Annotated in this window: 22 protein-coding genes; 4 read left to right on the forward strand and 18 right to left on the reverse strand. The window is 61.0% G+C overall.

The window, feature by feature from the left end:
- Positions 1 to 2: 2 nt before the first annotated feature.
- Together ACSOSP_RS10145 and ACSOSP_RS10150 are read right to left on the reverse strand one after the other, a co-directional pair.
- Positions 3 to 911 carry a peptidoglycan DD-metalloendopeptidase family protein gene (locus ACSOSP_RS10145; RefSeq protein ID WP_455306201.1) on the reverse strand — a complete coding sequence of 303 codons (909 nt, stop codon included), beginning with the start codon at positions 909 to 911 and terminating at the stop codon, positions 3 to 5.
- Positions 912 to 1376: 465 nt separating this feature from the next.
- Positions 1377 to 2036 (reverse strand): VTT domain-containing protein, encoded by a 660-nt coding sequence (locus ACSOSP_RS10150; protein ID WP_455306203.1) that lies wholly within the window; start codon positions 2034 to 2036, stop codon positions 1377 to 1379.
- 280 nt (positions 2037 to 2316) lie between these two features.
- On the opposite strand from ACSOSP_RS10150, the gene mutL reads away from it, so the two are divergent.
- The 4 genes from mutL to ACSOSP_RS10170 all read left to right on the forward strand — a co-directional run bounded on the left by mutL (position 2317) and on the right by ACSOSP_RS10170 (position 6125).
- On the forward strand, positions 2317 to 4299 hold the full coding sequence (gene mutL, locus ACSOSP_RS10155) for a DNA mismatch repair endonuclease MutL (RefSeq protein ID WP_455310916.1): 1983 nt from the start codon (positions 2317 to 2319) through the stop codon (positions 4297 to 4299).
- Positions 4296 to 5234, forward strand: a complete 939-nt coding sequence (miaA, locus tag ACSOSP_RS10160; RefSeq protein WP_455306205.1) for a tRNA (adenosine(37)-N6)-dimethylallyltransferase MiaA — start codon at positions 4296 to 4298, stop codon at positions 5232 to 5234. The genes mutL and miaA overlap by 4 nt, the downstream gene beginning before the upstream one ends.
- Positions 5235 to 5443: 209 nt before the next feature.
- Entirely contained in the window at positions 5444 to 5764 is a 321-nt protein-coding gene (locus ACSOSP_RS10165) for a toxin-antitoxin system TumE family protein (protein WP_455306207.1), read from the forward strand.
- Positions 5757 to 6125 (forward strand): HVO_A0114 family putative DNA-binding protein, encoded by a 369-nt coding sequence (locus tag ACSOSP_RS10170; protein WP_455306209.1) that lies wholly within the window; start codon positions 5757 to 5759, stop codon positions 6123 to 6125. Before ACSOSP_RS10165 ends, ACSOSP_RS10170 begins: the two co-directional genes overlap by 8 nt.
- A gap of 319 nt (positions 6126 to 6444) precedes the next feature.
- Here the strand turns inward: ACSOSP_RS10170 and pyrF are convergent, their stop codons facing one another.
- From pyrF to ACSOSP_RS10250, 16 genes are all read right to left on the reverse strand, one after another.
- Entirely contained in the window at positions 6445 to 7260 is an 816-nt protein-coding gene (gene pyrF, locus ACSOSP_RS10175) for an orotidine-5'-phosphate decarboxylase (RefSeq protein ID WP_455306211.1), read from the reverse strand.
- Positions 7261 to 7438: 178 nt separating this feature from the next.
- Positions 7439 to 8548 carry an aldose 1-epimerase gene (locus tag ACSOSP_RS10180; RefSeq protein WP_455306213.1) on the reverse strand — a complete coding sequence of 370 codons (1110 nt, stop codon included), beginning with the start codon at positions 8546 to 8548 and terminating at the stop codon, positions 7439 to 7441.
- 164 nt (positions 8549 to 8712) lie between these two features.
- Positions 8713 to 9591: an SMP-30/gluconolactonase/LRE family protein gene (locus ACSOSP_RS10185; RefSeq protein WP_455306215.1), complete on the reverse strand. Its 879-nt coding sequence runs from the start codon at positions 9589 to 9591 to the stop codon at positions 8713 to 8715.
- Positions 9588 to 10379, reverse strand: a complete 792-nt coding sequence (locus ACSOSP_RS10190) for an SDR family NAD(P)-dependent oxidoreductase (protein ID WP_455306217.1) — start codon at positions 10377 to 10379, stop codon at positions 9588 to 9590. Before ACSOSP_RS10190 ends, ACSOSP_RS10185 begins: the two co-directional genes overlap by 4 nt.
- Before the next feature lie 44 nt (positions 10380 to 10423).
- Positions 10424 to 11416: an L-arabinose ABC transporter permease AraH gene (gene araH / locus ACSOSP_RS10195; protein ID WP_455306219.1), complete on the reverse strand. Its 993-nt coding sequence runs from the start codon at positions 11414 to 11416 to the stop codon at positions 10424 to 10426.
- A gap of 27 nt (positions 11417 to 11443) precedes the next feature.
- Entirely contained in the window at positions 11444 to 12961 is a 1518-nt protein-coding gene (gene araG, locus ACSOSP_RS10200) for an L-arabinose ABC transporter ATP-binding protein AraG (protein ID WP_455306221.1), read from the reverse strand.
- Positions 12962 to 13057: 96 nt separating this feature from the next.
- Positions 13058 to 14065, reverse strand: a complete 1008-nt coding sequence (locus ACSOSP_RS10205; protein ID WP_455306223.1) for an arabinose ABC transporter substrate-binding protein — start codon at positions 14063 to 14065, stop codon at positions 13058 to 13060.
- Positions 14066 to 14178: 113 nt separating this feature from the next.
- Positions 14179 to 14949 carry an SDR family oxidoreductase gene (locus tag ACSOSP_RS10210; RefSeq protein WP_455306225.1) on the reverse strand — a complete coding sequence of 257 codons (771 nt, stop codon included), beginning with the start codon at positions 14947 to 14949 and terminating at the stop codon, positions 14179 to 14181.
- Positions 14946 to 15623 carry a 2-dehydro-3-deoxy-6-phosphogalactonate aldolase gene (locus tag ACSOSP_RS10215; RefSeq protein ID WP_455306227.1) on the reverse strand — a complete coding sequence of 226 codons (678 nt, stop codon included), beginning with the start codon at positions 15621 to 15623 and terminating at the stop codon, positions 14946 to 14948. The genes ACSOSP_RS10210 and ACSOSP_RS10215 overlap by 4 nt, the downstream gene beginning before the upstream one ends.
- A 10-nt stretch (positions 15624 to 15633) precedes the next feature.
- Positions 15634 to 16668 carry a 2-dehydro-3-deoxygalactonokinase gene (locus ACSOSP_RS10220; RefSeq protein WP_455306229.1) on the reverse strand — a complete coding sequence of 345 codons (1035 nt, stop codon included), beginning with the start codon at positions 16666 to 16668 and terminating at the stop codon, positions 15634 to 15636.
- Positions 16665 to 17609, reverse strand: a complete 945-nt coding sequence (locus tag ACSOSP_RS10225) for an IclR family transcriptional regulator (RefSeq protein WP_455306231.1) — start codon at positions 17607 to 17609, stop codon at positions 16665 to 16667. Before ACSOSP_RS10225 ends, ACSOSP_RS10220 begins: the two co-directional genes overlap by 4 nt.
- A 432-nt stretch (positions 17610 to 18041) precedes the next feature.
- On the reverse strand, positions 18042 to 18599 hold the full coding sequence (locus ACSOSP_RS10230; RefSeq protein ID WP_455306233.1) for a hypothetical protein: 558 nt from the start codon (positions 18597 to 18599) through the stop codon (positions 18042 to 18044).
- A 4-nt stretch (positions 18600 to 18603) separates the two neighbouring features.
- On the reverse strand, positions 18604 to 19185 hold the full coding sequence (locus ACSOSP_RS10235) for a ComF family protein (protein ID WP_455306235.1): 582 nt from the start codon (positions 19183 to 19185) through the stop codon (positions 18604 to 18606).
- 150 nt (positions 19186 to 19335) lie between these two features.
- Positions 19336 to 20058: a monofunctional biosynthetic peptidoglycan transglycosylase gene (gene mtgA / locus ACSOSP_RS10240; RefSeq protein ID WP_455306237.1), complete on the reverse strand. Its 723-nt coding sequence runs from the start codon at positions 20056 to 20058 to the stop codon at positions 19336 to 19338.
- A gap of 49 nt (positions 20059 to 20107) precedes the next feature.
- On the reverse strand, positions 20108 to 20968 hold the full coding sequence (gene aroE, locus ACSOSP_RS10245; RefSeq protein WP_455306239.1) for a shikimate dehydrogenase: 861 nt from the start codon (positions 20966 to 20968) through the stop codon (positions 20108 to 20110).
- Positions 20965 to 23064: a ribonuclease catalytic domain-containing protein gene (locus ACSOSP_RS10250; RefSeq protein ID WP_455306241.1), complete on the reverse strand. Its 2100-nt coding sequence runs from the start codon at positions 23062 to 23064 to the stop codon at positions 20965 to 20967. The genes aroE and ACSOSP_RS10250 overlap by 4 nt, the downstream gene beginning before the upstream one ends.
- Positions 23065 to 23138: the final 74 nt, after the last annotated feature.

Consider the following 23138-nt stretch of genomic DNA (forward strand, 5'->3'; position numbering starts at 1 on the left):
CATCACCCGGCCTTCTTCAGGGACGGCACCGGATCCACAGCCTGCCCCGACTTGCGCAGTTCGAAGTGAAGCAACGGCTTGTTGCTCGGCCCCGTCCCCATTTCCGCGATGGTCGCGCCCTGGCGGACGGTATCGCCTTCCTTCACCAGCAGCTTGCCGTTGTGTGCGTACGCGGTCAGGAAGTCGTTGCTGTGCTTGACGATGATCATCTGCCCATAAGCGCGCAGACCGCTGCCCGCATAGACGACCCGGCCCGCCGCCGCGGCTTTCACCGGTTCGCCGAGCTTGCCGCCAATATCGATACCCTTGCTGCCGCCCTCGCCGAACTTCGTGATCACGTCGCCTTCTGCCGGCCACAAGAGCCACGCGCCCTTCGAATTGATCTGCGGCGTGCTGGTGTCAGGCGCGGGGCTGTTATTGCTCGCCGTCGCCGGTGCGCCGATGATCGGCGGACCCGCCTTCGACCCCGCTTGTTTGCTCCAGTCATCCCCGCTGGCGGCCGTGCCGGTGCTGCCCGGTGGCGTCACGCGCAACAACTGGTCGATGTTGACCTGCTTGCTTTCAGGCAGGTTGTTCCATTTGATGAGATCGGCCGGACGCTGCTTTTGCGCGCGGGCGATGCCATAAAGCGTGTCGCCAGGCTTCACGCGATAAAACCCCGGCCCGGCATCCGCCTGCACCGGCGGCGCGATGGCGACCGGTCCCGCCACCGACCCGCCGCCCGGAGGCGTAGTGGGAATCGACGCTGGCGAGCTCGTGCCGCCCGTCGACTGTTCGACGATGGGCGCAGGCGTCATCGCCGTCGAGCAACCGGCGATGGAGATAGCCGCGCCAATAGAAACGAGCGCGCTGAGCACTCCCCCGCGGCCATTGACGGCCCATGCTGAATGATCTGAACGCGATACCGCCATGCTTGCCGTTTTCCCTGACTTCCTGTTATCGATATTTCCGGGCTGCGTCCAGGCGCTCAGAACCGCATGCCGGCGCCACATCCGCCGAAAGCCCCGCCGTTCGTTGCACTGCCGCCGCAACCAAAAATTCCGCAGCCGGCGAGTAGCGCCGTCACACCCAGCACCACCACCGCCAGCCTGAGACGACGCAAGTGACACGCCGCTCCCGCTCCACTTCTTGTTCGTTCCAACATCAGCTATAAGACCTCGCCAACCTTCGCCAGCATAAAACATTAACGTTTGTTCACGAAACGCCGGAATCGTTCATCTCGATAATCGAACCACCGAGCCGACAATTCGGCATTCTAACCTTTTACGTTTTGGCGGCGAAGACGCCAGCGGGCCGAGTGCAGTGCCCGTGATATACGCGCTTTCAAAGCGCCGGCCCGGCAACTTCGAAAGCGCTTTAGAACCGATCAATCCAACTCAATTACCCGCTTTACGCCGCATGACTTTCCACAATGCGCCCAGCGCGATGGGCACGATCGCCGCGCACACGCCGACCAGCGCGATCACGTTCAGGTACTGGCGAATGAACGGGATATTGCCGAAGAAATATCCGAGCAACACGAGCAGCAAAACCCAGATCAGTGCGCCGAGTATGTTGAACAATTGAAAACGCGACGCTTTCATCGCCGATGCGCCTGCCACGAATGGCGCGAACGTCCGCACGATCGGCACGAAGCGCGCGAGCACGATGGTTTTGCCGCCATGCCGCTCGTAGAAACCTTGCGTCTTGCGGAGCGCTTCGCGATCGAGAAAACGTTCGAGCACGGGAATGTGGGTATCGAATACCTTGGGGCCGATCGCGCGGCCAATCCAGTAATTCACCGTGTTCCCGAGGACGGCCGCGATCAGCAACAGCACGATCAGCGCACCGAGATCCATTGATCCGCTTGCCGCGAACGCGCCGCCGATGAACAGCAGCGAATCGCCCGGCAGGAACGGAAACACCACGAGCCCCGTTTCACAGAAAACGATCAGGAACAGCACCGCATACACCCAGCCGCCGTAATGCTGGATGAAAAAACCGAGCGATTTGTCGATATGGAGAATAAGACTCAGGAATGACAGCAGCGTATCCAAAAGCGGGCCTCGATCAGAATGGAATTAGCGGAAAATTAGTAACGGCAGCCTGCATGCGCGGGAATATCGTTGCAAAAACGTTGCGATAAAAACAGTCGCGCCATGATACCGAACTCGACGTGGGAAAATTTGTGAACCGCCGGTTCGTTGCCCGGATTTAACGATAATCGGCGCTTTTTGCGCCGTTCCGGAACGCGTCCAACAGCCGCCTGGCCAACGCGTAGTACGAGACCGGACGGCGGTGAAATCGTTCAACGGCGCGAAGCTTTATAATTTCGGCATGCCCGATCTCATCGATTCATCCGACACGATATCCCATTCCCCCGCCCCCGCCGGGCGCTTGCCGCGCGCCATTCAGCAGCTGCCCGACCAGCTGATCAGCCAGATCGCAGCGGGCGAGGTGGTCGAACGGCCAGCGTCCGTGGTCAAGGAATTGCTCGAAAACGCGCTGGACGCCGGCGCGTCGAGCTTGCGAATCACGCTCGACGAAGGCGGCGTGAAGCGCATCATGATCGTCGACGATGGCTGCGGCATTCCTCCCGCCGAACTTCCTTTGGCGTTGCTGCGGCACGCCACCAGCAAGATCCGCTCGCTCGCCGAACTGGAAGCCGTGGCATCGCTTGGGTTTCGCGGGGAAGCGCTGGCGTCGATTGCATCGGTGGCCGAGCTTTTCATCACCAGCCGGACGGCGGCGTGCGCGCACGCGACCCGGATCGACGCGCAGACCGGCGCGATCTCGCCGGCGGCCGGGACGATCGGTACGACGATGGAAGTGCGCGAGCTGTACTTCAACACGCCCGCACGCCGCAAATTCCTGAAAAGCGAGCAAACCGAACTCGGGCATTGCCTCGAAGTGATCCGGCGCGTCGCGCTGGCAAGACCGGACATCGCGATATCGGTGATTCATAACGGTAAAGCTGTCGAGCACTGGAATGTATCGGACCCGTCCACGCGCGTGGCAAAAATTCTCGGCGAGGTCTTCGCCACCGCGCATCTGCCGCTCGATGAGCGCGCCGGACCGCTGGCGGTGTATGGCTGCGCCGGCCTGCCGACGGCGAGCCGCGGCCGCGCCGACCAGCAGTACTTCTTCGTCAATGGCCGCTTCGTACGCGACAAGCTGCTGACGCACGCCGTACGTGCCGCGTATGAGGACGTGCTGCACGGCAACCGCTATCCGTCGTATGTGCTGTTTCTCGATCTGCCGCCGGAATCCGTCGATGTGAACGTGCATCCGTCGAAGATCGAAGTGCGTTTCCGCGATTCACGCTCGATCCACCAGTACGTGTTCCATGCCGTGCAGCGTGCGTTGGCGCGTCACGCGGGGGCATCGCCGGAAACGACGGCTGGGGGGCACGCCGCGCAACTGGAGCCAACGGGAATCGCTTCGTTTAGTGCACGGCCTTATGCGGGCGCGGGTGTGCTTGGCGAATCGTCGCAGAAGGGCGACAACGGCACGAACTGGCTGCGGCAGTCGCGGATGACGCAGGGCAACTTGCCGGTTGCACAGCCGCTGGCGCTGTATGACGCGCTGTTCGGCCGCCGCGATATGAACGCCGGTACACCGCAGGGCACGACGCTTGCCGCTGACGTCGGCGCAACGACAGCCGCCTATTCACCGAACCGGGCCAGCGAGCCGCTCTACGCGTCGATGCCGGGCGCGCCGGATATCGTTGCCGATGAGCAGCCGTTGGGCTTCGCGCTGGGCCAGATCCATGGCATCTACGTGCTGGCGCAGAACGCGCAGGGTCTGATCATCGTCGACATGCATGCGGCCCACGAGCGAATCCTCTACGAGCAGTTCAAGAACTCGCTGGCTGACCGGGCAATCGCGGTGCAGCCGCTGTTGATTCCGGTGACGATGACCGTCGATGCCATCGAAATGGGCGTGGTCGAGGAAGAGCGCGAAGTGCTGGACGCGTTGGGATTCGATCTGGCGATTCTGTCGCCGGGCTCGATTACGATCCGCGCAGTCCCTGCCCTGCTGAAAGATGCCGATTTGCAGTCTCTCGCGCGTGCAGTGATTTCGGATTTGCAGGCTTACGGCGGCTCGCGTGTGCTGACCGAGCGCCAGCATGAATTGCTGGGCACGCTGGCGTGCCATCACGCAGTGCGGGCGAATCGGCGGCTGACGCTGGACGAAATGAACGGCCTGTTGCGCCAGATGGAAGCCACCGAGCGCGGCGACCAGTGCAACCACGGCCGCCCGACCTGGTTCCAATTGACGCTCGGCGATCTCGATCGACTTTTCATGCGCGGCCAATGAGCACGCGGCGGATTGCTTGTTTGCTGGGGCCGACGGCGTCGGGGAAAACGGCTGCGGCGTTGGCGTTCGCGCAGCGCCGGCCGGTCGAAATCATCAGCGTGGATTCGGCGCTGGTTTATCGCGGCATGGATATAGGAACCGCTAAGCCGACCGCGGAAGAACAAGCGCTCGCGCCGCATCATCTGATCGATATCATCGATCCGACCGAAGCGTATTCTGCGGCGCAGTTTCGCAATGATGCTTTGAAGCTGGTGGCGGAAATTCAAGGTCGCGGCCGAATCCCGTTATTGGTCGGCGGCACGATGCTGTATTACATGGCTTTGACGCGCGGATTAAACGATTTACCGGAGGCGAATCCGGAAATGCGCGCTGAACTCGATGCGGACGCGGCGCGGGATGGCTGGCCTGCATTGCATGCGCGGTTGGCTTTAATCGATCCGGAGACAGCGGCCCGGCTTCCGCCAAACGATTCGCAGCGAATCCAGCGCGCGCTGGAAGTGTTCATGCTGACCGGCAGACCCCTGTCTGCGATATTGAAAGACCCGAAAAAAAGCCAGGAAAGCGAACCTGAATTCGTTCCGATTGCATTGGAGCCATCGGATAGAAGCGTGTTGCATAAGCGGATCGAAAAGCGTTTTGACGACATGCTGAAGGCGGGTTTGATAGAAGAAGTCGAAGGCCTGCGGGCACGCGGCGATTTAACGGCGGTCATGCCATCGATGCGCTGCGTGGGGTATCGGCAAGTCTGGGAATACCTGGACCGGGAAATCGACTTCGCGACCATGCGCGACAAAGGCGTGTTCGCCACGCGGCAGTTGTGCAAGCGTCAACTGACTTGGTTGAGGGGGATCGAGGGCCGGCGGATTGTGGATTGCTCGGGCGGGGATGCTATGGAAGCAGCGCTTGAGGAGATTGAGTGCGCAGTTCAAATGTAGCGCTTCGAGTTCAGGAAACCAGCACTGCATTCAAGGCCTTGCAATCCTGGCGCGGAAACGAGGCAAATCACGCATCAGGGCCACGCAGATGCCCGTTTTTTCCCGTAACAGGTGCGTTCCTTGTCTTTGTTGTCATCCGATGATAACCTATATATTTAATGACAGATCGAGACCACAGTCCGGACACCCTGCTCGAGCTGGACGGCGTGATGTACACCGTCGACGACACCGGGTGTTGTTGGGTGAAATTTGAAGTAGCGCGAATCGACGCAACAACGGAGCGCCCGCATGGGTTGAAGTATTCGCTGACGCTGCATGACGAAAAGGGTACTCGCCTGTTGGGATTCGATAACGCGCATCCGATCCGGGAGGGTTCAGGCCCGGGTGCCAGAACGCGAATCGAGTACGACCACAAGCACGCCGGCGAGCGCGTCCGGTTTTACGATTACATGGATGCCGCGACGTTGCTTGCAGACTTCTGGACCGAAGTCGAAACTTTGATGAAGGAAAGGAGCGAGAGCGATGATTAACGAACACATCCTGAAAGTCGGGATTGCCCCGATGGAGCAATTCAAGGCGCGGACGATGGCAATCGCGCGGGGCGAATACAAGCCGTCTCCCGACGACCCGAAAATCTGGTTTTCGTCGCCTGAGTCGTTCGCACAGGTGCTGTCGGGAAAGAATCAGGCGTTGCTTGCGCTGATCGCCAAGACGAATCCGGCTTCATTGACGGAGCTGGCCGAGACATCTGGACGGGCTAAGTCCAACCTCTCGCGCACGCTTAAGACAATGGAGCGGTACGGCATCGTGTACTTCGAGAAGGGCGATGGCCGCGAGGTCGCACCGCGCGTCAACTATTCCGGCATCAGTCTTGAAATGTCGTTCGCGTAACGCAAAAAACGCACGCATCGTACCGAGCCCGCGACATGCCAATCCGCATCGCGGGCTTCTTCATTTTGACTACATGACAAAAGCAAAACCGATCGGCGCGGCTCGGTTCCTGGCCTGTCGAAGTGTGGGCAGCATAAGGTGTCGGTCGCGGTCAACGGCATGCGCTTATCAGGCTTCAGATTGACGCTGAGCCCCACGTAGAACCGGAGGCTAATCCAATGCAGTCAGGATGAGCGACCGCTTCCGGGAAAGCAAAGGACCAATGGGTCGCTGCCGGTCGTGCTGATCCGAAACCGGCAGGGTCAAGCGTGCCTCAACATCAAACCACCGCATTGATAGCGTCGCGAGTCCGGCGCGCCGCTTCGGCCGCAGCCTCAGCAAAATCATCGCCTTTGCCGGCATAGATAATCGCGCGCGAGGAATTAATCAGCATCCCGCCTTTGCCCGACGAATCACGCCCGGCGCGGACCGTTGCTTCAACGTCGCCGCCTTGAGCGCCAATGCCCGGAATCAAAAGCGGCATATCACCGACAATTGAACGCACGACTTCAATCTCACGCGGAAAAGTCGCCCCAACCACCAGTCCCAACTGTCCGCTCGCATTCCACTTCTCGGCGGCGAGCCGCGCCACGATCTGATAAAGCGGCGTCCCTTCGACGTTAAGAAACTGCAGATCCGAGCCACCAGCATTTGACGTGCGGCACAACACGATCACGCCTTTCCCGTCATGTTCCAGATATGGTTGAACGGAATCAAACCCCATATACGGATTAACGGTCACGGCATCGGCTTTATATCGATCGAACGCTTCGATTGCATATTGCTCGGCGGTGCTACCGATATCGCCGCGTTTGGCATCCAAAATCACCGGCAATCCGGGATGCTCGGCGTGAATATGCGCAATCAGTTGCTCGAGTTGATCCTCCGCCCGATGGGCCGAAAAATACGCAATCTGCGGTTTGAATGAGCAGGCAAACGGCGCTGTGGCATCAACAATGTCGCGGCAAAAATCGAAGATCGAATCAGCGCGCCCTTCCAATGCACCTGGAAACTTTGAAGGTTCCGGGTCAAGCCCGACACAGAGCAAGGACTGGGTCCGCGACCAGGCGGCATTGAGCGATTCGATGAAAGACATGGGCATCCGGGGGCGAGAGGGCAAATAAGCGATCCCGCATTTTAACGCGGCGCGGCGGCGTTTCTTGAAGCGCGGCGGCGAGCCAACGGCTAACCTGTCACCCCAATGCCGCCTTGTTGCGCGCTTTTTGACCGCTTCACCCCACCGTCACTGCAGTCTTGCGCGCTCTACAACAGCCTCACCGCACCGCCGCAGCCGTCTTCCGCGCTTTCTGCCCCGCGGGCTGCTTCGGCCGCCCACGCCGCTTGGCTTCCCCCGACCGTTCCACGGTAAAGCTGAACTCGCGCGTCAGGCCCTCGCCCGGCGCCAGCACCGTCATGCCGTTCGCGGCGCCCCCACCGGGCAGATTCACAGCATTGATCGGGTGATCGACAGGTTCGAAGCAGAAGAAATTCTGGCCTGCCGGCGCGTAGAGCACGTAGTAATCGGTATCGGCGCAAATGGTCAGCGACAATCGCCGCTTCGGCCACATCACGCTCGTCCGGCCACTCCACCCGGTGAACGCGTTATTCACCATCGCGGCGGGCATGGGGTAAGCGACGCCGAATTGCCACGCCGGCGGGGCCGGAACATGCCGTATCGGCAGGAAATCGTCGCCGCAAAGCCATAAGCCATCGGCTGCGGCCGACAACTCGGTATCGGCTTCGCGGGTCAGGAACGGATGCAATCCCAGCCCGAACGGCAACGCTTCGCGCCCGGTATTTTCGATAAAAAGCGTCACCACGAGCGTCGACGCTTCGAGCGTGAACGACTGGCTCGCGATGTACGAATACGGCGCGCCATCGCGGCGATCGAGCGTGAGGCGCACATGCGTCGAGCTCTCCGACGCCACGTCCCACGCGCCAAGCCAGCCGTCGCCATGCAGCGGCAACGGCTCGCCGGGGCGGTTACACGGCACATCGACACCGCGGCCGAGAAACTGAAACCGCCCGCCGCCGATGCGATTCGAATACGGCAGCAGCGGATAACACGCGAGTTCATTGGGATCCGTAGCCGCGCTCGGCGCGAGGCACGGCCGGAAGATCGGCACGAGCGCGCCGTCGCTACGCCAGTCGAAACGGGTGATGCCGCCACCCAGCGCCGGCGCGATATCGAGGCGGAGTTGTGCGTTGGCGAGGGTGATGCAACCGTTGACGCCTGGTCCGCCCATCGCGACGACCGACGTGGCAGGCCCCGGCCGAATTGGCGGCTCCGTTGCGGCGGCTAGCTTGGAGCGGCGGGTAGGCACTGCTGGCCGGGACGACGCCGGTGGCGGCGTGGAGCTTCCTGCTGAGCGGGCAACGGTCATATGACTGACTCCGAACGAGAGGCGATCGATCCCGTGGTCCTGGCCTGAGGCTCCAGCGTGCCCGGGAAGCTGCGGGCAGCGCGTCGTGCACGCCGCCTCGTATTTTGCTTGCAACTTGATACGCAAACCTGCGGCGCAACGCGTGGAGCGCCGTGCCCACCTGCTCAGCGCGCGCGGCTATATCCGCGAAACACCGGCTCGGCGATACCCCGTGCCGGCGGCGTCGCAATAAACACCGCGCCCGCGTGCGGATCGTCCTGCAACGCGTCCGCGTCCAAGCCAACACGAGCGCTCGTGATGTACACCGTGCCGAGTTGCGCTCCGCCGAACGCGACGCAGCTCGGCTGCGCCGTCGGCACGTCGATGCGCGCCGTTTCGCGGCCATCGGCGTCATAACGCACTACGCGGTTGCCGCCCCACTGCGCGTTCCACAAGCCGCCATCGCGATCGACCGCGGAACCATCCGGTTCACCGCTTGCATCCGAAAGCTCAATAAACACGCGCTGATTTACAAACGAATCGTAATCACACACGCGAATCACCCGCTCCGGGGAATCGCAGAAATACATGCGCGCGCCGTCCGGGCTGAACGCGATGCTGTTCGAAATCGCGCAATCGCCGAGCGGCAAACGCTCGAGCGACAAATCCAGGTTCAATCGATAAAACCCGCCAATCTTTTCCGCCTTCGCCACGTCGTGTTTCGTCCCGAACACAAAACGCCCTTGGCGGTCGCATTTGCCGTCGTTGATACGCGTCGGGAGTTCTGCCTCCACCGGCATGATCGTTTCGATCTCACCCGTCTCCAGGTCGAAAAACGCCAGCCGTGAAGCAAGACCGAGCAGCAGCACGTCAGCATCGGCGCATAACGCGAAGCATGCAAGCCGTTCCGGCATATCGAACGAAACGCGGCTGCCATCGCGCGGATCGTAGCGCCACAAACGCCCGCCCTCAATGTCCGTCCAGTAAAAACGCCCGGTGTCGGCGCACCACGTCGCGCCTTCACCCAGCGCGCATTTGCTGTCGATCAGCAGGTGCGCTTTCATGCCCAGCCTCCGTCGATGATCACTTCCTGCGCGGTCATCATGCTGCTGTCGTCCGATGCCAGGAACAACGCGGCGCGAGCAAGATGCTCGGGCAACAATTCCGCATCAATGCACTGCCCCTCCTTGATCGCGCGCTTGCCGGATTCGTCGAGCCACAAGCGGCGTTGTTTTTCCGTCATCACCCAGCCCGGCACGAGCGTGTTCACGCGGATATTAAACGGGCCGAGATCGCGCGCAAGGCCATTCGTCATGCCTTGCACGGCCGATTTCGCCGTGACGTACACCGGAAAATTGCCCTGTTTAAGCATCCAGCTAATCGAGCCGAGATTCACGATCGAGCCGCCGCCGAGTTGCTTCATATCCTCGATTACTGCCTGAGCCGCGAAAAACTGATGGCGAACATTCACCGCGATTCCCGCGTCGTAAGACTCCGGCGTCACGTCCTCGATCTTGTGGCGCCGGTCGTTCGCCGCGTTGTTCACCAGCACGCCGATGGGCCCCAGCGTGCTGCGGACATCGGCGATACCTTTACGCAACGCATCGATATTCGTCAGGTCCACGCGCAGGAACATCGGCCGGAATTGCCCGTCGGCCAGATCCGCGCCGAGCTGATCGGCGAGCGCTTCACCGGCATTGGTATCGATATCGAAGAACGCGACCTTCGCGCCCTGGTCGAAGAAATGCTCGACGAACGCGGCGCCAATACCCGTCGCGCCGCCGGTAATCAGCACCACCTTGCCTGCAAGGCTCGGATAGCGCGCGAGGGTTTTATCGACTGAACTGGCCATCTGTTTCAACCCCAAATTATTCGCGTGAATTTAGTCGCGCGCATTTAGTCCCGTGAGCCGCGATTCTTCAACTGGTCGAGCAGCACCGCGGCGAGCAGGATCGCGCCGCGCACGAGGTACTGATAGAACGCGTCGATGTTCATCAGGTTCATCACGTTCTCGACGGTACCCATGATCAGCACGCCGATCACCACGCCCGAGATCGTCGCGCGGCCACCGAGCAGCGACACGCCGCCGAGCACGCACGCCGAAATCACGTTGAGCTCGAACCCGTCGGCGGCGTTCGGTTGTCCCGAGGTAATCCGCGACGCCAGGATCACCCCGGCAAGCGCGGCCACGGCGCCCTGGATCAAAAAGATCCAGATGCGCGTGCGTTCCACATTGATACCAGCCAAGCGTGACGCTTCCGGGTTTCCGCCGATCGCGAGCGTATTACGCCCGTACACGGTCTGATTCAGCAGCACGCCGAACACGATGAAACACGCCAGCGTGACCCAGATCGGCAGCGAGACACCGAACATGGTCAAGCCGCCGAGCGCGATAAACGTATCCGACGATACGCCCACCGCCTGCCCATGCGACACGATGAAACCAAGCCCGCGCACCACTTCCATGGTAGCCAGCGTAGTAATCAACGCGTTGATCCGCAAGTACGCAATCACCGCGCCGTTCACGAAGCCGATGGCCGAACCCGCCGCCACCGCCGCGATGATCGCGATAAACGTATTGCCCGTGGCGTTCAAAACCATCGCGCAGAGCACGCCGGCGAACGCCACCGTGGACCCGACCGACAAGTCGAAGTCGCGCGAGGCGAGGCAGAACATCATCGTGCAAGCGACCATGCCGATCTGCGAAATCGACAACGCCAGGCCGAGCATGTTCTCGATGGAGAAGAAGTGATCGACCGTCAGCGACATCGTGATGAACATCACGATGAAGATCACGACCAGGCTGTATTCGGTGATCTGCTGCCACCATTTCTGCTTGTCGTTCTTGGCCGGCACCAGCGTGTTGGTAATGTTTTCCCTGACTTCCATGATGTCCTCCATCTCCACTTTTTTACTTCAGGCTGCCTGCGCAGTCGGTTCGGATTGCACAGGCAGCGCAAGATTCAGCACTGATTTTTCGGTCGCGTTCCCGCGCGGCAATTCGCCCGCGATCCGCCCTTGCCGCATCACCACGATCCTGTCCGATACCCCCAGCACTTCCGGCAACTCGGACGAAATCATCACGATCGCGCAGCCGCGTTCGGCCAGTTGATAGATCACGTTGTAGATCTCGTGCTTCGCGCCCACGTCGATGCCGCGCGTGGGTTCATCGAGGATCACGACTTTCAGTTCCGGCTCTGCCAGCCAGCGCGACAGAATGGTCTTTTGCTGATTGCCGCCAGAGAGGAAGCGAATTTTCTGCCTGCGGCTCGGCGTCTTGATCTTCAGCAACTGGATGAAACGATCGGCCGTTGCAGCTTCTTTCTTCCGGTCCAGGAACAGGCCACCGCGCAAATAATGGCGGCGGCAAGAGATGTTGATGTTCTCGGACACCGAAGCCATGGCCACGATGCCTTCTTCTTTCCGGTCCTCAGGACACATGACAATGCCGTGCCGGATCGCCTCGCCCGCGCTGCGGACCTTGATCGGCTTGCCATCGAGCATGATCGTGCCGGCTTTCTTATGGTCCGCGCCGTAGACGAGGTGCATCAGTTCGCTGCGCCCCGCGCCCACCAGCCCGAAGAAGCCGACAATCTCGCCCTGGCGTACTTCAAAGCTTGTCGGTTCACGCAGCGCGTGGCCTTCCACATTCTTCACGGCGAAGCGCACATCGCCGAGCTTGCGTGGCTTGTAATCGTAGATATCCGAAATTTCGCGCCCGACCATTTCCTGCACGAGCGTATCGCGCGGAACCTCGGCCAGATTCGCGTGCGACGCGATCTTGCGGCCATCGCGGAAAATGGTGCACGTATTGCACAGCTCGTAAATCTCGTCCATGCGGTGCGAGATGTAGATCAGCGCCCGGTTGTCCGCTTTCAACTCACGCACGAGCTTGAACAGCACTTCCGTCTCGCGATGAGATAGTGACGACGTGGGTTCATCGAGCGCAATCACGCGTGCGTTACGCAGCAGCGCCTTGCAGATTTCCACCATCTGCCGTTGCGCGATGGAAAGCTTCTTGAGCTTCGCGTTCGGATCGAGATCGACACCCATTTGCAGCAGCCGCTCGCGCACGTGCTTTTTCCCTTCGCGCTTATGCACCCAGCCGAACGTGTTCGGCAAGGAACCGAGCAGCAGGTTTTCGGCCACCGTGAGATCGGGCACGTACTGCAACTCCTGGTGAATCACCGCGATACCCGACGCAATCGATGCCGCCGCGCTAGCGAACTTCACCTCGTTGCCATCGATCAGGACACGTCCGGAATCCGGCTGATATTCACCGCCCAGCACTTTCAGCAAAGTCGATTTGCCCGCGCCGTTCTCGCCCATCAAGCCGTGCACTTCGCCGGCGTTGACGTCGAACGACACGCCGTCGAGCGCGCGCACGCCTGGAAAAACCTTACCGATATTGTCAAAACGCAGCGTCGCTGACACATCGCCTCCTTATGTTTCTTGCAGACCTGTTTCATGCGGACCGCAGCGCCTCATGCCGGCGCGCCGCGGTCCGTGGTGTTGCTTTACGGAACAGCTTTACTTCGATGCCAGGCCCATCTTTTCGCGCACTTCACCTACGTTCTCACGCGTAGCCAGCATGCCGGTGGTCAGCGTCACGAGCGGCGGTTCCTTGCCGTCCTTGATCCACGTGTACATGAGTTCCGACGTTTCCTCGCCATGACGCTTCGGGCTGATGATCACCGTGCCGTAGAAGCCGGTCGGGTTCGGTTTCTTGAACTCGTTCAAAGCCGAATCCGAGCCGCCGATGCCCACGCCGATCATGTTGTCCGCCTTGAAGCCACGGCCTTCCGCAGCGCGCACTGCGCCGAGCACGGCTTCGTCGTTCAGGCCGAACGCCACCCAATGCTTGAACTGGGTGTTTTTCGTCAACGCGATGTTGGCTGCGTTGAAAGCGTTTTCCGTATCGGTCTTGGCTTGCGGCGCCATCACGATGTTGGCCTTCGGAAAGCCCGATGCAACCAACGCTTCCACTGCGCCGGCCGTCCGGTCATGAGCGGTCGGAAGCTGTTCATACGTCACGTCGATAGCGCCCGTTTCTTCCGGCTTCCAGCCGCGCTTTTTGATCTCGGCGGCAATGCCATCGCCCACTTGCTTGCCGATGTTGAACGCCGAAATGCCCATGTACGGCACCGATTCAATCGGCTTGCCCGAACCGTCGACCAGGCGGTCATCGACCGTCATCATCTTCAGGCCGGCGGCTTTCGCCTTGGCAACAATGCCCGGTCCGAGCTTGACGTCAGGCGTGCAGATCACGAAACCCTGGGCCTTTTGCGCAGCGAGGTTGTCGATCGCGCTCATCACCTTTTCACCCGACGGTGCGCCGATCTTCACCAGCGTGAAGCCCTTCGCCTTGGCCGCCATTTCAGCGAACTTCCATTCGTCCTGGAACCAGGGTTCTTCCGGCTGCTTCACCAGGAAGCCGATCTTGACGTCATCGGCGGCTTGCGCCACCGGCGCCGTGAACAAGGTCGCGCTGGCTGCCGTGGCCGTGGCAACGAGGGTGAGGAACATTCTGCGTTTCATGGTCTGTCTCCTGACTTGAGCTGTCTAGTTGGTACAAAGGTAGTGGCCGCGTCTTGTTGTAGTGACTTCGCACCACGGCCAGTGCGTCATCCTTTACTGCTTAGTCGTGATCTTCAGTCGTGATACAGCGCCGAGCGCCCGCCATCCACCGTGATGCAACTCGCGTTGATAAACGGCGCTTCGTCGGACGCAAGGAACACGGCGGTCATGGCCACTTCCTCCGGCTGGCCGATGCGTTTCATCGGTTGCAGATCGAGCGTTGCCTGTTTGGCTTTGGCTGGATCGGCCTGTTCGTTCCACCAGTCGTGCGTGAGTTGCGTCTCGATGTAACCCGGCGCAATCGCGTTCACGCGCACCTGCCGCCCTGCATATTCGATACCCAACGCCCGCGTCAATCCGATCACGCCGTGCTTCGCCACCGGGTACGGAAAACAGCCCGGGATGATCTTGAACGCGTGCGTGGAAGCAATATTCACGATGCTGCCGCGCCCGCGTTCGACCATGCCCGGCAACACCGCGCGGCAGCCGTTCCAGACGCCGTCGAGATCGACGGCAAAGCAGCGGCGCCAGTCGTCGTCGGTCATGGTCAGCGGATCGCAAAACACGTTGATGCCCGCGTTGTTCACCAGCACGTCGACCGGGCCGAACTTCGCTTCGGCTTCGCTGACCGCGTTCTGCACCGATGCGCTCTGCGTCACGTCCGTTTGCACCGCGAGCACGTTGTCCGCCGTTCCGATCCGCGCTGCCGTTTCGCGCGCCAAATCGATATCGAGTTCCGCCAACACCACGGCCGCACCTTCGCGAACGAACGCGCTGGCAATCGCCGCGCCGATGCCGCGGCCGGCGCCGGTGATGACCGCGACCTTGCCTGCGAGCCGGGTCATTTCTTCTGGCCTCGCGCAACAGCCAATCCATTGATGTACGCCTTCGCGTGCGAGGCCGTGGTGGCTGCGCTTTGACCCGGTTTGTACAGCGCCGATCCGAGACCGAAGCCATTCGCGCCCGCGGTCAGGAACGGTCCCATGTTGTCCGGCGAGATTCCGCCGACCGGCACGAGCGGTACTTGCGCCGAGATCACCGCGCGCCACGCCTTCACCACGTGCGCGCCAAGCTGCTCGGCGGGGAACATTTTCAGCACGTCCGCGCCGTTCTTCAGCGCGAGGAACGCTTCGTTCGGCGTGGCGACACCCGGTGCGCAGGCCAGCCCTTGCGCTTTCGCGGCGCGCACCACGTCGCCATCGCTATGCGGCATCACGATCAACTCGCCGCCGGCGTTCTTCACTTGCGTGACGTAATCCGGATGCAGAACCGTCCCCGCCCCGACGATGGCGTCAGCCGGCAGCACCTTCCGCATCGCCCCGATGCTGTCGAACGGCTGCGGCGAATTCAACGGCACTTCCATGATCCGAAAGCCCGCTTCATACAACGCGCGGCCGTGGTCGGCGGCGTCGGCCGGCGTCACGCCGCGCAGGATCGCGATCAGCGGACACAGTTCGAACGCTGCGGCTAGGCCGGCGTGTGGCGTGTAGGGCGCGGGGAGGTTGATATCGATTGCCATGGTCCTGCTCCTAATTAGTTGCGCTTGAGCTCGCCTGGATCAGGCCGGCCTGCAGCGCGATCCGATGCAAACCGCGCTCGGTCGCGTGCGCGACGGTCGGCGCATCGTGGCAACCGAAGCGCGCGAGCGCGTGGCGATATCGTTCGCACAGCGCATCGTTGCCGATCAGCCTTAACGCCTTGCCCGCGAGGTCCGCTTGCTCACGCGCGAGCACTTCATTGAGACCGCGTAATTCGTGGCCGATCAACAGGCCCGAGAGGTAATCCGCTTGTTGCTCCGGTTGCAGTTGCCCGGTCAATCCCAGCGTGCGGGTGCTGAAAATCGTGGCGAGCAAACCGGCGTCGCCATCGTTCCTTGCGGTATCGACGCCGCGAATGAACGCGTCCAGATCGTGCTTGTCGGTGGCGCGCATCGTGCGGCCGAGGATGGTGTGATCGCGCAACGCGGCGTAGGTCTCACCTGTCATGAAGGTGTAGAACCGTTCGATTCGTCCCTTCGACACAACCGCCCACTTCGCATGCGTTCCCGGCAAGCCGATCAGGCCGCCGTGCGGTTGCTGGTCAAGCGTAGCGTCGCTGGCGAGCGCACCGAAGATCTGCGTTTCTTCACCGCGCATCACGTTCGGCAACGTGCCATCTTCAAGCACGCCCGGAACGATGTGAACCGTGACGCCCTTGAGCGTCGTCACGCGCACGATGCCAGCGACCAGCGCGGCGGGATCCGCGGGGGTGGATACGTACGGCGCTTCCAACCAGCCTTGCGCGCTGCCGACCATGCCGGCTGCGAGCACCGGAAGCGATGCATCGTTGGCAAGCCATGCGCCGCAGGTTGCATCGAATACGGCGTCGAAACCGCCTTCCGCTGCGGGCTTCGGCAAATTCATGATGCCCGCCGACGATGCACGCGTATCCAGCACTGCGCCGCTTGCGTCGAGCAGATAGGCTCTTAGCGCCGTGGTGCCCCAGTCGAGCGCTATGAGAGCCGGAGCCGGCGCTCTGTCGGTGCGGGCAGGTTGCGTCTCGGCCGATGTGTCGATCCGCGTCATCGTTTGATCCTGCGCGTGGTGGGCTGCGGAACACGCCAGCCGAGTTCTTGCGAGATCGCGCGCGCTTCGCGCTGCACGACCGGAATCAGTTCTTCCATGCGCTCGGACGGCATGTAGGGAATCGTGCTCGCCACTGAAAGCGCCGCAACGATCGCCCCCGACGCGTCGCGCACCGGCGCCGCGACGCAACGGATCGACGCTTCGTTTTCCTCGAGATCGAAGGTGAAGCCGCCTTGCGAATAACGCGTCATGCGCTGGATGAAGGTATCGATATCCGGCTGGTGATCGGGCTTGAAACTCACCTTCGCGAGCACGCGATGCGACGCTTCCACCAGCTTCTTCCACGTCTCGGGCGGCAGGTCGAGCATCATTGCCTTGCCGATTCCCGTCGACGCCAGCGGCATCCGGTGACCGACCCGCGAGCGCATTTCGAGGCCACGTGTGCCGGGAATCTTGTCGATATAGAGGACGTCGTCGCCGTCGCGCACACCGAGGTGTATGGTGTCGTGCGTGTGCTCGGCCAGCACTTGCAGATGCGGACGCGCGACCGCGGTGAGCGGCATTTGTTCGAGTGCGATGGTGCCGAGTTCGATCAGCTTGGGGCCGAGCAGATAACCGCCGCCGACCTGGCGCAGATAGCGCGCCTGCACCAGCGAACTCACCAGGCGATGCGTCGTGCTGCGCGTCGTGCCGAGCGCCGCGCCGATGCTGCGCAGATCGCGCGCACCGGTGGCCGCGGCTTCGAGAATCGCGAGGCCGCGCAGCAGGGTTTGCGTGCCTGCTTGCTGCGGCGTGAGGTCGAGCAATGCTGCGGCTGAGGCTTGCGCTTCGCTCGGCTCACTGGTTTCGTTTGCTGCTTCTGCCTCGGGCGCAGCTGCGTTGCCGGCTGCGCGGTCCATCGACAATTCATGCTCGACGGTGGGGTTCAGGGTCTTGGTCATGGCACTCGATGTTCGCGGCTTGGAAGATGATTGAGCGTTCGTTTGCGACGCGAGTTATCGGGTCAATGGCGCGCTACTTACAACCCGGTGGATCATCGATAAGGAGTGCGAGACACGTGGAAGCGAGTGCAGATGCGAGCGCGCTGATTGCGCTGATGTCGCGGACGTTGGCATGACTTGTCTCCGAGTGCTTTTTTCGTTTCACACCGTCTACGGGGAAACCCTGAGGCGCGTGTAAAGCTGTTTTAGCTGTGATCGGATTTTAGAGCCGGGTGTCTGGATTATTCAATATGTGATTGATGTGTTCACATATTGGGAGGCTGAATGCATTTTTAGTAGACGCGGGCAAAACAAAAAACCCCGACGAATCGGGGTTTATGGGGTACAGCAGCGACGCAAGTGCAGGTTGAGTCAGATCTGACAGAGTCTCGCTCAGAAAGCGAAGGCAGACTGGTCGTGCTTTAGAGCTTCGAGTTTCTCCAACAAACCGATTTTTTGCTCCGCCTTCACCCTTGCAGTTTCTGACATGAAGGCGAGCAAATGCTCCAGCTGCGCCACCTCGCCGACAATGACAAAGACCTTCGCCTTATTCACGAACACCACGGATTTCTTCTTTTGCGCCAGTAACTCGATCACATTACTCAGCGTGCCCGTGCTTTTCGCATCCCATAGCATCAATCCGTAGTCCGCCGAGTGCGCCATTTCCACGTCTTTTTCCGTAAAAAACGCTCGCGATCCGGCCTTGTGTACGGATTCAACCCTCTTGACGCGCCATCTTCCAACATTATTACGCGGTGTCGTCCCGCTGCAAAAAACCGTGACAGATGCAGCCCCTCGTTGAACGAGATGAGCCTGAACTGAGGTATCCACGCCATCGGCATCCCCGACGACGATATCGAGTTTCGATCCGATCACATTGTCGAGTCGATCGATAAACGCATTGTCCAGGTGCTTTATGTTCATGGAGCCGGCAATGAAAACGGTAGCCATTGCTTTATTTCCAGGTAACGGTCGCAACATAAATCTTTGCGATCTTTGGATAGGTACGTAACACTTTACACGCCCCTTCGAGGGACGCGCCGGTATCGTAGAGATCGTCGACCAATAGTACGTTCCACGGCCCCTGACCATTGATCCCGTCATCCAGCGAGAAACTGCCGCCCAACGCCGCCACTTTTTCGGCCTTGGTTTGCAAATCCTTTAGCTGCGGTCCGTTGGCGGTCTTGCTCAGCAAGTTATCGAAGACGGGCAAGGTAGTCAATTTTCCGAGGACCTCGGTGAGAAAGGTCACGGGTTGACGAGGACGTGACCTGGACGCGGGCATCGGGATCAAAAGTCCCACGTGATCAAATTTGGGGAAAATGGCCGTGGCCAGTTCTTCTGCAAGCGATCCTGCCCGTGGCCATGCCTGCTTATTCTTGAGTTGATAAAGCGCTTCGCCCGCCGGTGTCCGCTCAGTATCGAACGTGGGATATCCGTAAGCGTTATGACCGGTCATCACGCTCGACACGACATGCTTATCCAAGGCGTAACCGAGATCCCAATTTCCTGCGAGCTGTTTTAGGTTGATTTCCACGCGGCCCTCTCATTTTTCTCAGATTTCCTGCGAAACACAGGAGGCAATTACGCTTTGCCATGCTGACTAAATGAGAAGAAACAAACTACGCGATTATTCCTATAAGACCGCGCCCGAGCAAACGCGCTGAGACCGCTTTTCCCAACCCCCTCAATGCGGCAATTCCGCCGCCCCCATCCGCCGCGTGATCACCCCCGCCCGCTGAGACAAATACGCGGACCCGCGATGTTCATCGAAGTATTTCGGCCGGGGCAACATCACCGCGAGCCGTGCTGATTGCCACGCGCTCAGCTTCGACGCCGACGTCTTGTAGTAGTAATGCGCCGCCGCTTCCGCTCCATAAACGCCATTGCCCCACTCCACCGAATTCAGGTAGATCTCGAAGATGCGTTCCTTGTCCATCCAGAGCTCGAGCATCGATGTGATGACCAGTTCCTGCGCCTTCCTCACATAACTCTTTTCCCGCGATAAAAACAGGTTGCGCGCCAGTTGCTGCGAGATGGTCGACCCACCCGCGACAATCTTGCCGCGCGCCTTGTTCTTCTCCCAGGCTTGCAGGATGGCGTCGGTTTCGTAGCCGTTGTTGTTGACGAAGTTTGCGTCCTCGGACGCAATGATCGCGCGCTTCAGGTTGCGCGAAATCTGGTCGTACGGAACCCAGGTGCGCTGGATGCCGAGATCGGGACGGTCTTGTGCAAGCCGCCAAGCGTCCGATCGCATGAACGCCGTCGATGAAGGATTAATGAACGTATAAATCCCGACCATCGCGAAGAAGTAGATCTGCGTGGCAACAACGGCAATCGCCATGACCGAGATGCCGTAGACAATCCATCGAGCCGGCCCGAGACGAACGGGCGATTTTGTTCTTGTCATCGTGCTTCTTCTGTTTGGATGGCAACGGCGCGCGGATCCACGCGCTTTTTTAAACCTTCGTCGATAACTCCAGCCGCAACGCGCGCAGCACCGCGCCGCTGTCCGGGCGCACCCCGCGCCACAGGAAAAACGATTCCGCCGCTTGTTCGACGAGCATCCCGAGGCCATCCGTCGAACGCGCGCCAAGGCTTTCTGCATGACGCATGAACACGGTCGGCTGGGCGCTGTACATCATGTCGTAGGCGAGCGTGCCGGGGCCGAACGAACCGTCATCGCAATCGGGCAGGGAGTCGTCGAGGCTGCCGGCCGTCGCGTTGACGATCACATCGTACGGGCCCGCTTCCACGCTATCCGCTCCGCCGCCGGAGAAACGCACGTGGGCGGCGCGAGCGGCATCGGAGAAATGATCAACAAGTTGCTGCGCCTTCGACGCCGTCCTGTTCACGATCGTCAACGCCGCCACGCCGCCATCGAGCATGGGCAGCACGACGCCGCGCGCCGCACCGCCAGCGCCCAGCAACAGCACGCGCGCGCCTTTCAACCCAACGCCCAGATTCCCTTCGATATCACGGACCAGACCCACTCCGTCCGTGTTGTCACCGAGCACGCCGTCAGCGTTGAACGCCAGCGTGTTGACCGCGCCCGCTGCGGCGGCGCGCGGCGTGAGGGTATCGGCGAAAGCGTGAGCGTCGAGCTTGAACGGTACCGTCACGTTCATTCCTCGACCGCCGGCTTCGATGAATGCGCGGACATCGCCAGCGAACGCGCCGATTGTCCCGAGCACGCGCCCATACTCGATCGCCTCGCCAGTCTGCTCAGCAAAACGCGCGTGAATCCACGGCGATTTGCTGTGCGCAACCGGATTGCCGATCACGGCATAGTGGTCCCGAGTGACAGCGTCCGAAGTCATCGCGTCGGCTCCGTCGTGTCCGGCGTGCTTTCGCCAGCCGGTTCATCCGTGGCAGCTTCGCCATCGGGCGCTGCATCATCCGGCGCGGCTTCCGCCTGCGCCTCAGCTTCGCTCTCGGCGCTCAAATCCTCCGCTTCGATCAACTCTTCTTCCACCTCGTCCTGCTGCGCTTCAGCGTCCTGCGGCGACGCGGCCGAAGGCGCATCGATCACATGCAGCAAGCGGCACGACGCCTCGACGGTGAGTTCATCGAGACTCATCACGTCGAGCATCACCTTCGTCCCGCGCGCGTGCACGCCAAGGCCGGGCACATGCAGCATCAACGGAATTTCATCCAGGCGCACGAGATCGTCCTTCACCACCGACGCCGCCACGTGCTTCTTATCCTCCTGCTTCAACCATCGCAGGCACCAGAAATATTCCATGCGCCGTTGATAATCGGCGTACGCGGAATACTGGTCATCGAAGCCCTGAACAACGGCGAACAGATCGGCGTCTTTAGGTTTGAACGGCGCAACCAGCGCAGCCGTCACGCCATGCCGCACGCACGCTAGCAACTGCCATTGATTGACCAGGTCGACGTATCGACGCAACGGCGACGTGCTCCACGCATATTGCGCAACGCCCAACCCTTCGTGCGGCGCGGGCGTGGTTTGCATGCGCGTGCGCTTCGGACCCGGCGCGCCAAACCCGCGCTGCGAACGATAAATCCCCGGCACGCTGTGATCGTTGAGAAACGCGCCCCACGATGAATTCGCCAGAATCGCCAACTCGGCAACAATCAGATCGAGCGGCGACCCGCGTCGACGTGGCGTAATCGTGATGTGCTCGCCTTCCACATAGAAATTGAAGTCGTTGTTGCGCTGCACTTCGCGCCGCAGACCATACCCTGCCCGCGCTTCCTGGCGCTTTTCGAACAGCGCCTGCGCGAGCGGCCACAGCACCGCGATGTCGTCCTTGTGCGCATACTCGCCGCTGCCCGCCGCGAGCGATTCCTCGGTGACGTGCTCGTCGAGATGGTTGTGTCGAAGATTGCTCTTCACGAACACGCGCTCGGCACGCGTTTCGGTCGCGACAATCTCCTGCGTTTCCCGATTCACGATGATGTAAAGCGACAACGCCGGCCGCAATCCGCCTTCAGCCAGCGTGAACGCTTCCACCACGCTGTCCGGCAGCATCGTGATCTTGTCGCCGGGCATGTACACGGTGGACAAGCGGGTGCGCGCGATTGCATCGATCATGTCGCCGCGCGAGATCCCCAGCGCCGGCGCCGCGATGTGAATACCGACGCGCACGCGGCCATCGGCGAGATGCTCGACGGAGAATGCATCGTCGATTTCGGTGGTGGTGACGTCATCGATAGAAAACGCCTGCACGTCCGCTTCCGGCAGATCGTCGGGAAGCGGCGGCACCGTGACGGGCGCGAAGCCCGTCCCGTGCGGGAAAAACTCCGAGAGGAAACGCGCTTCGTGCAGCGCTCGCGCCGACGGAATGCCACCCACTTCCAGCATCAGCCGCGCTTGCGAAATCCCGCGAGTAGCGGCGGCCGCTTCGAGCGCCTTATATTCGATAGAGTTCTTGTCCGGCTTCGTCAGCAAGCCGATCGCCTTGCCCACCAACGCATCGGGCAGTTTTCCCGCGACCAGTTCCGCTTCGTAACCGGCTTGCACCAGCGCCAGTTGCCGTTTCTTTTCCAGCCCGGCCAGCGCCATTTGCAGCTGTTCCTGCGGCGCGCGTTGATATTGCCCACGCCCCTTGCGGCGGAAATACACCGGCGAACCGTGCATGCGCAGCACGAGCGCGGCGCGCTCGGTAGCGCCGAATTTATCGCCGAAATAATCAGCGCCCAGTTCAGCGAACGGAAATTCTTCTTCCGGCGCGCACTCCCACAGGAAGTCGAGATCGATGTCCTGTGCGATGGCATCGGCCTGTTGCATCAGATCGGCTGCGTTGGGTTTCTCGAATTCGATCAATACGTCCTTGGCGCGCACTTTCGCGCGCCGCCCGCCCGGCAACTCGACCTGAAACGCATCGTTCTGCTTGGACAGGACGGCGCCGGCCTTGAAACTACCTGATTCCTCGAAAAAAACGTTCACTCAATACTCTCGAAAGACTGTTGGTCGGCGTGGCGTCCGGTCGGGTTCACGTCCCGCACAAAGCGCCAGGCCCA

This window comes from Caballeronia sp. KNU42 (genome assembly GCF_053760385.1).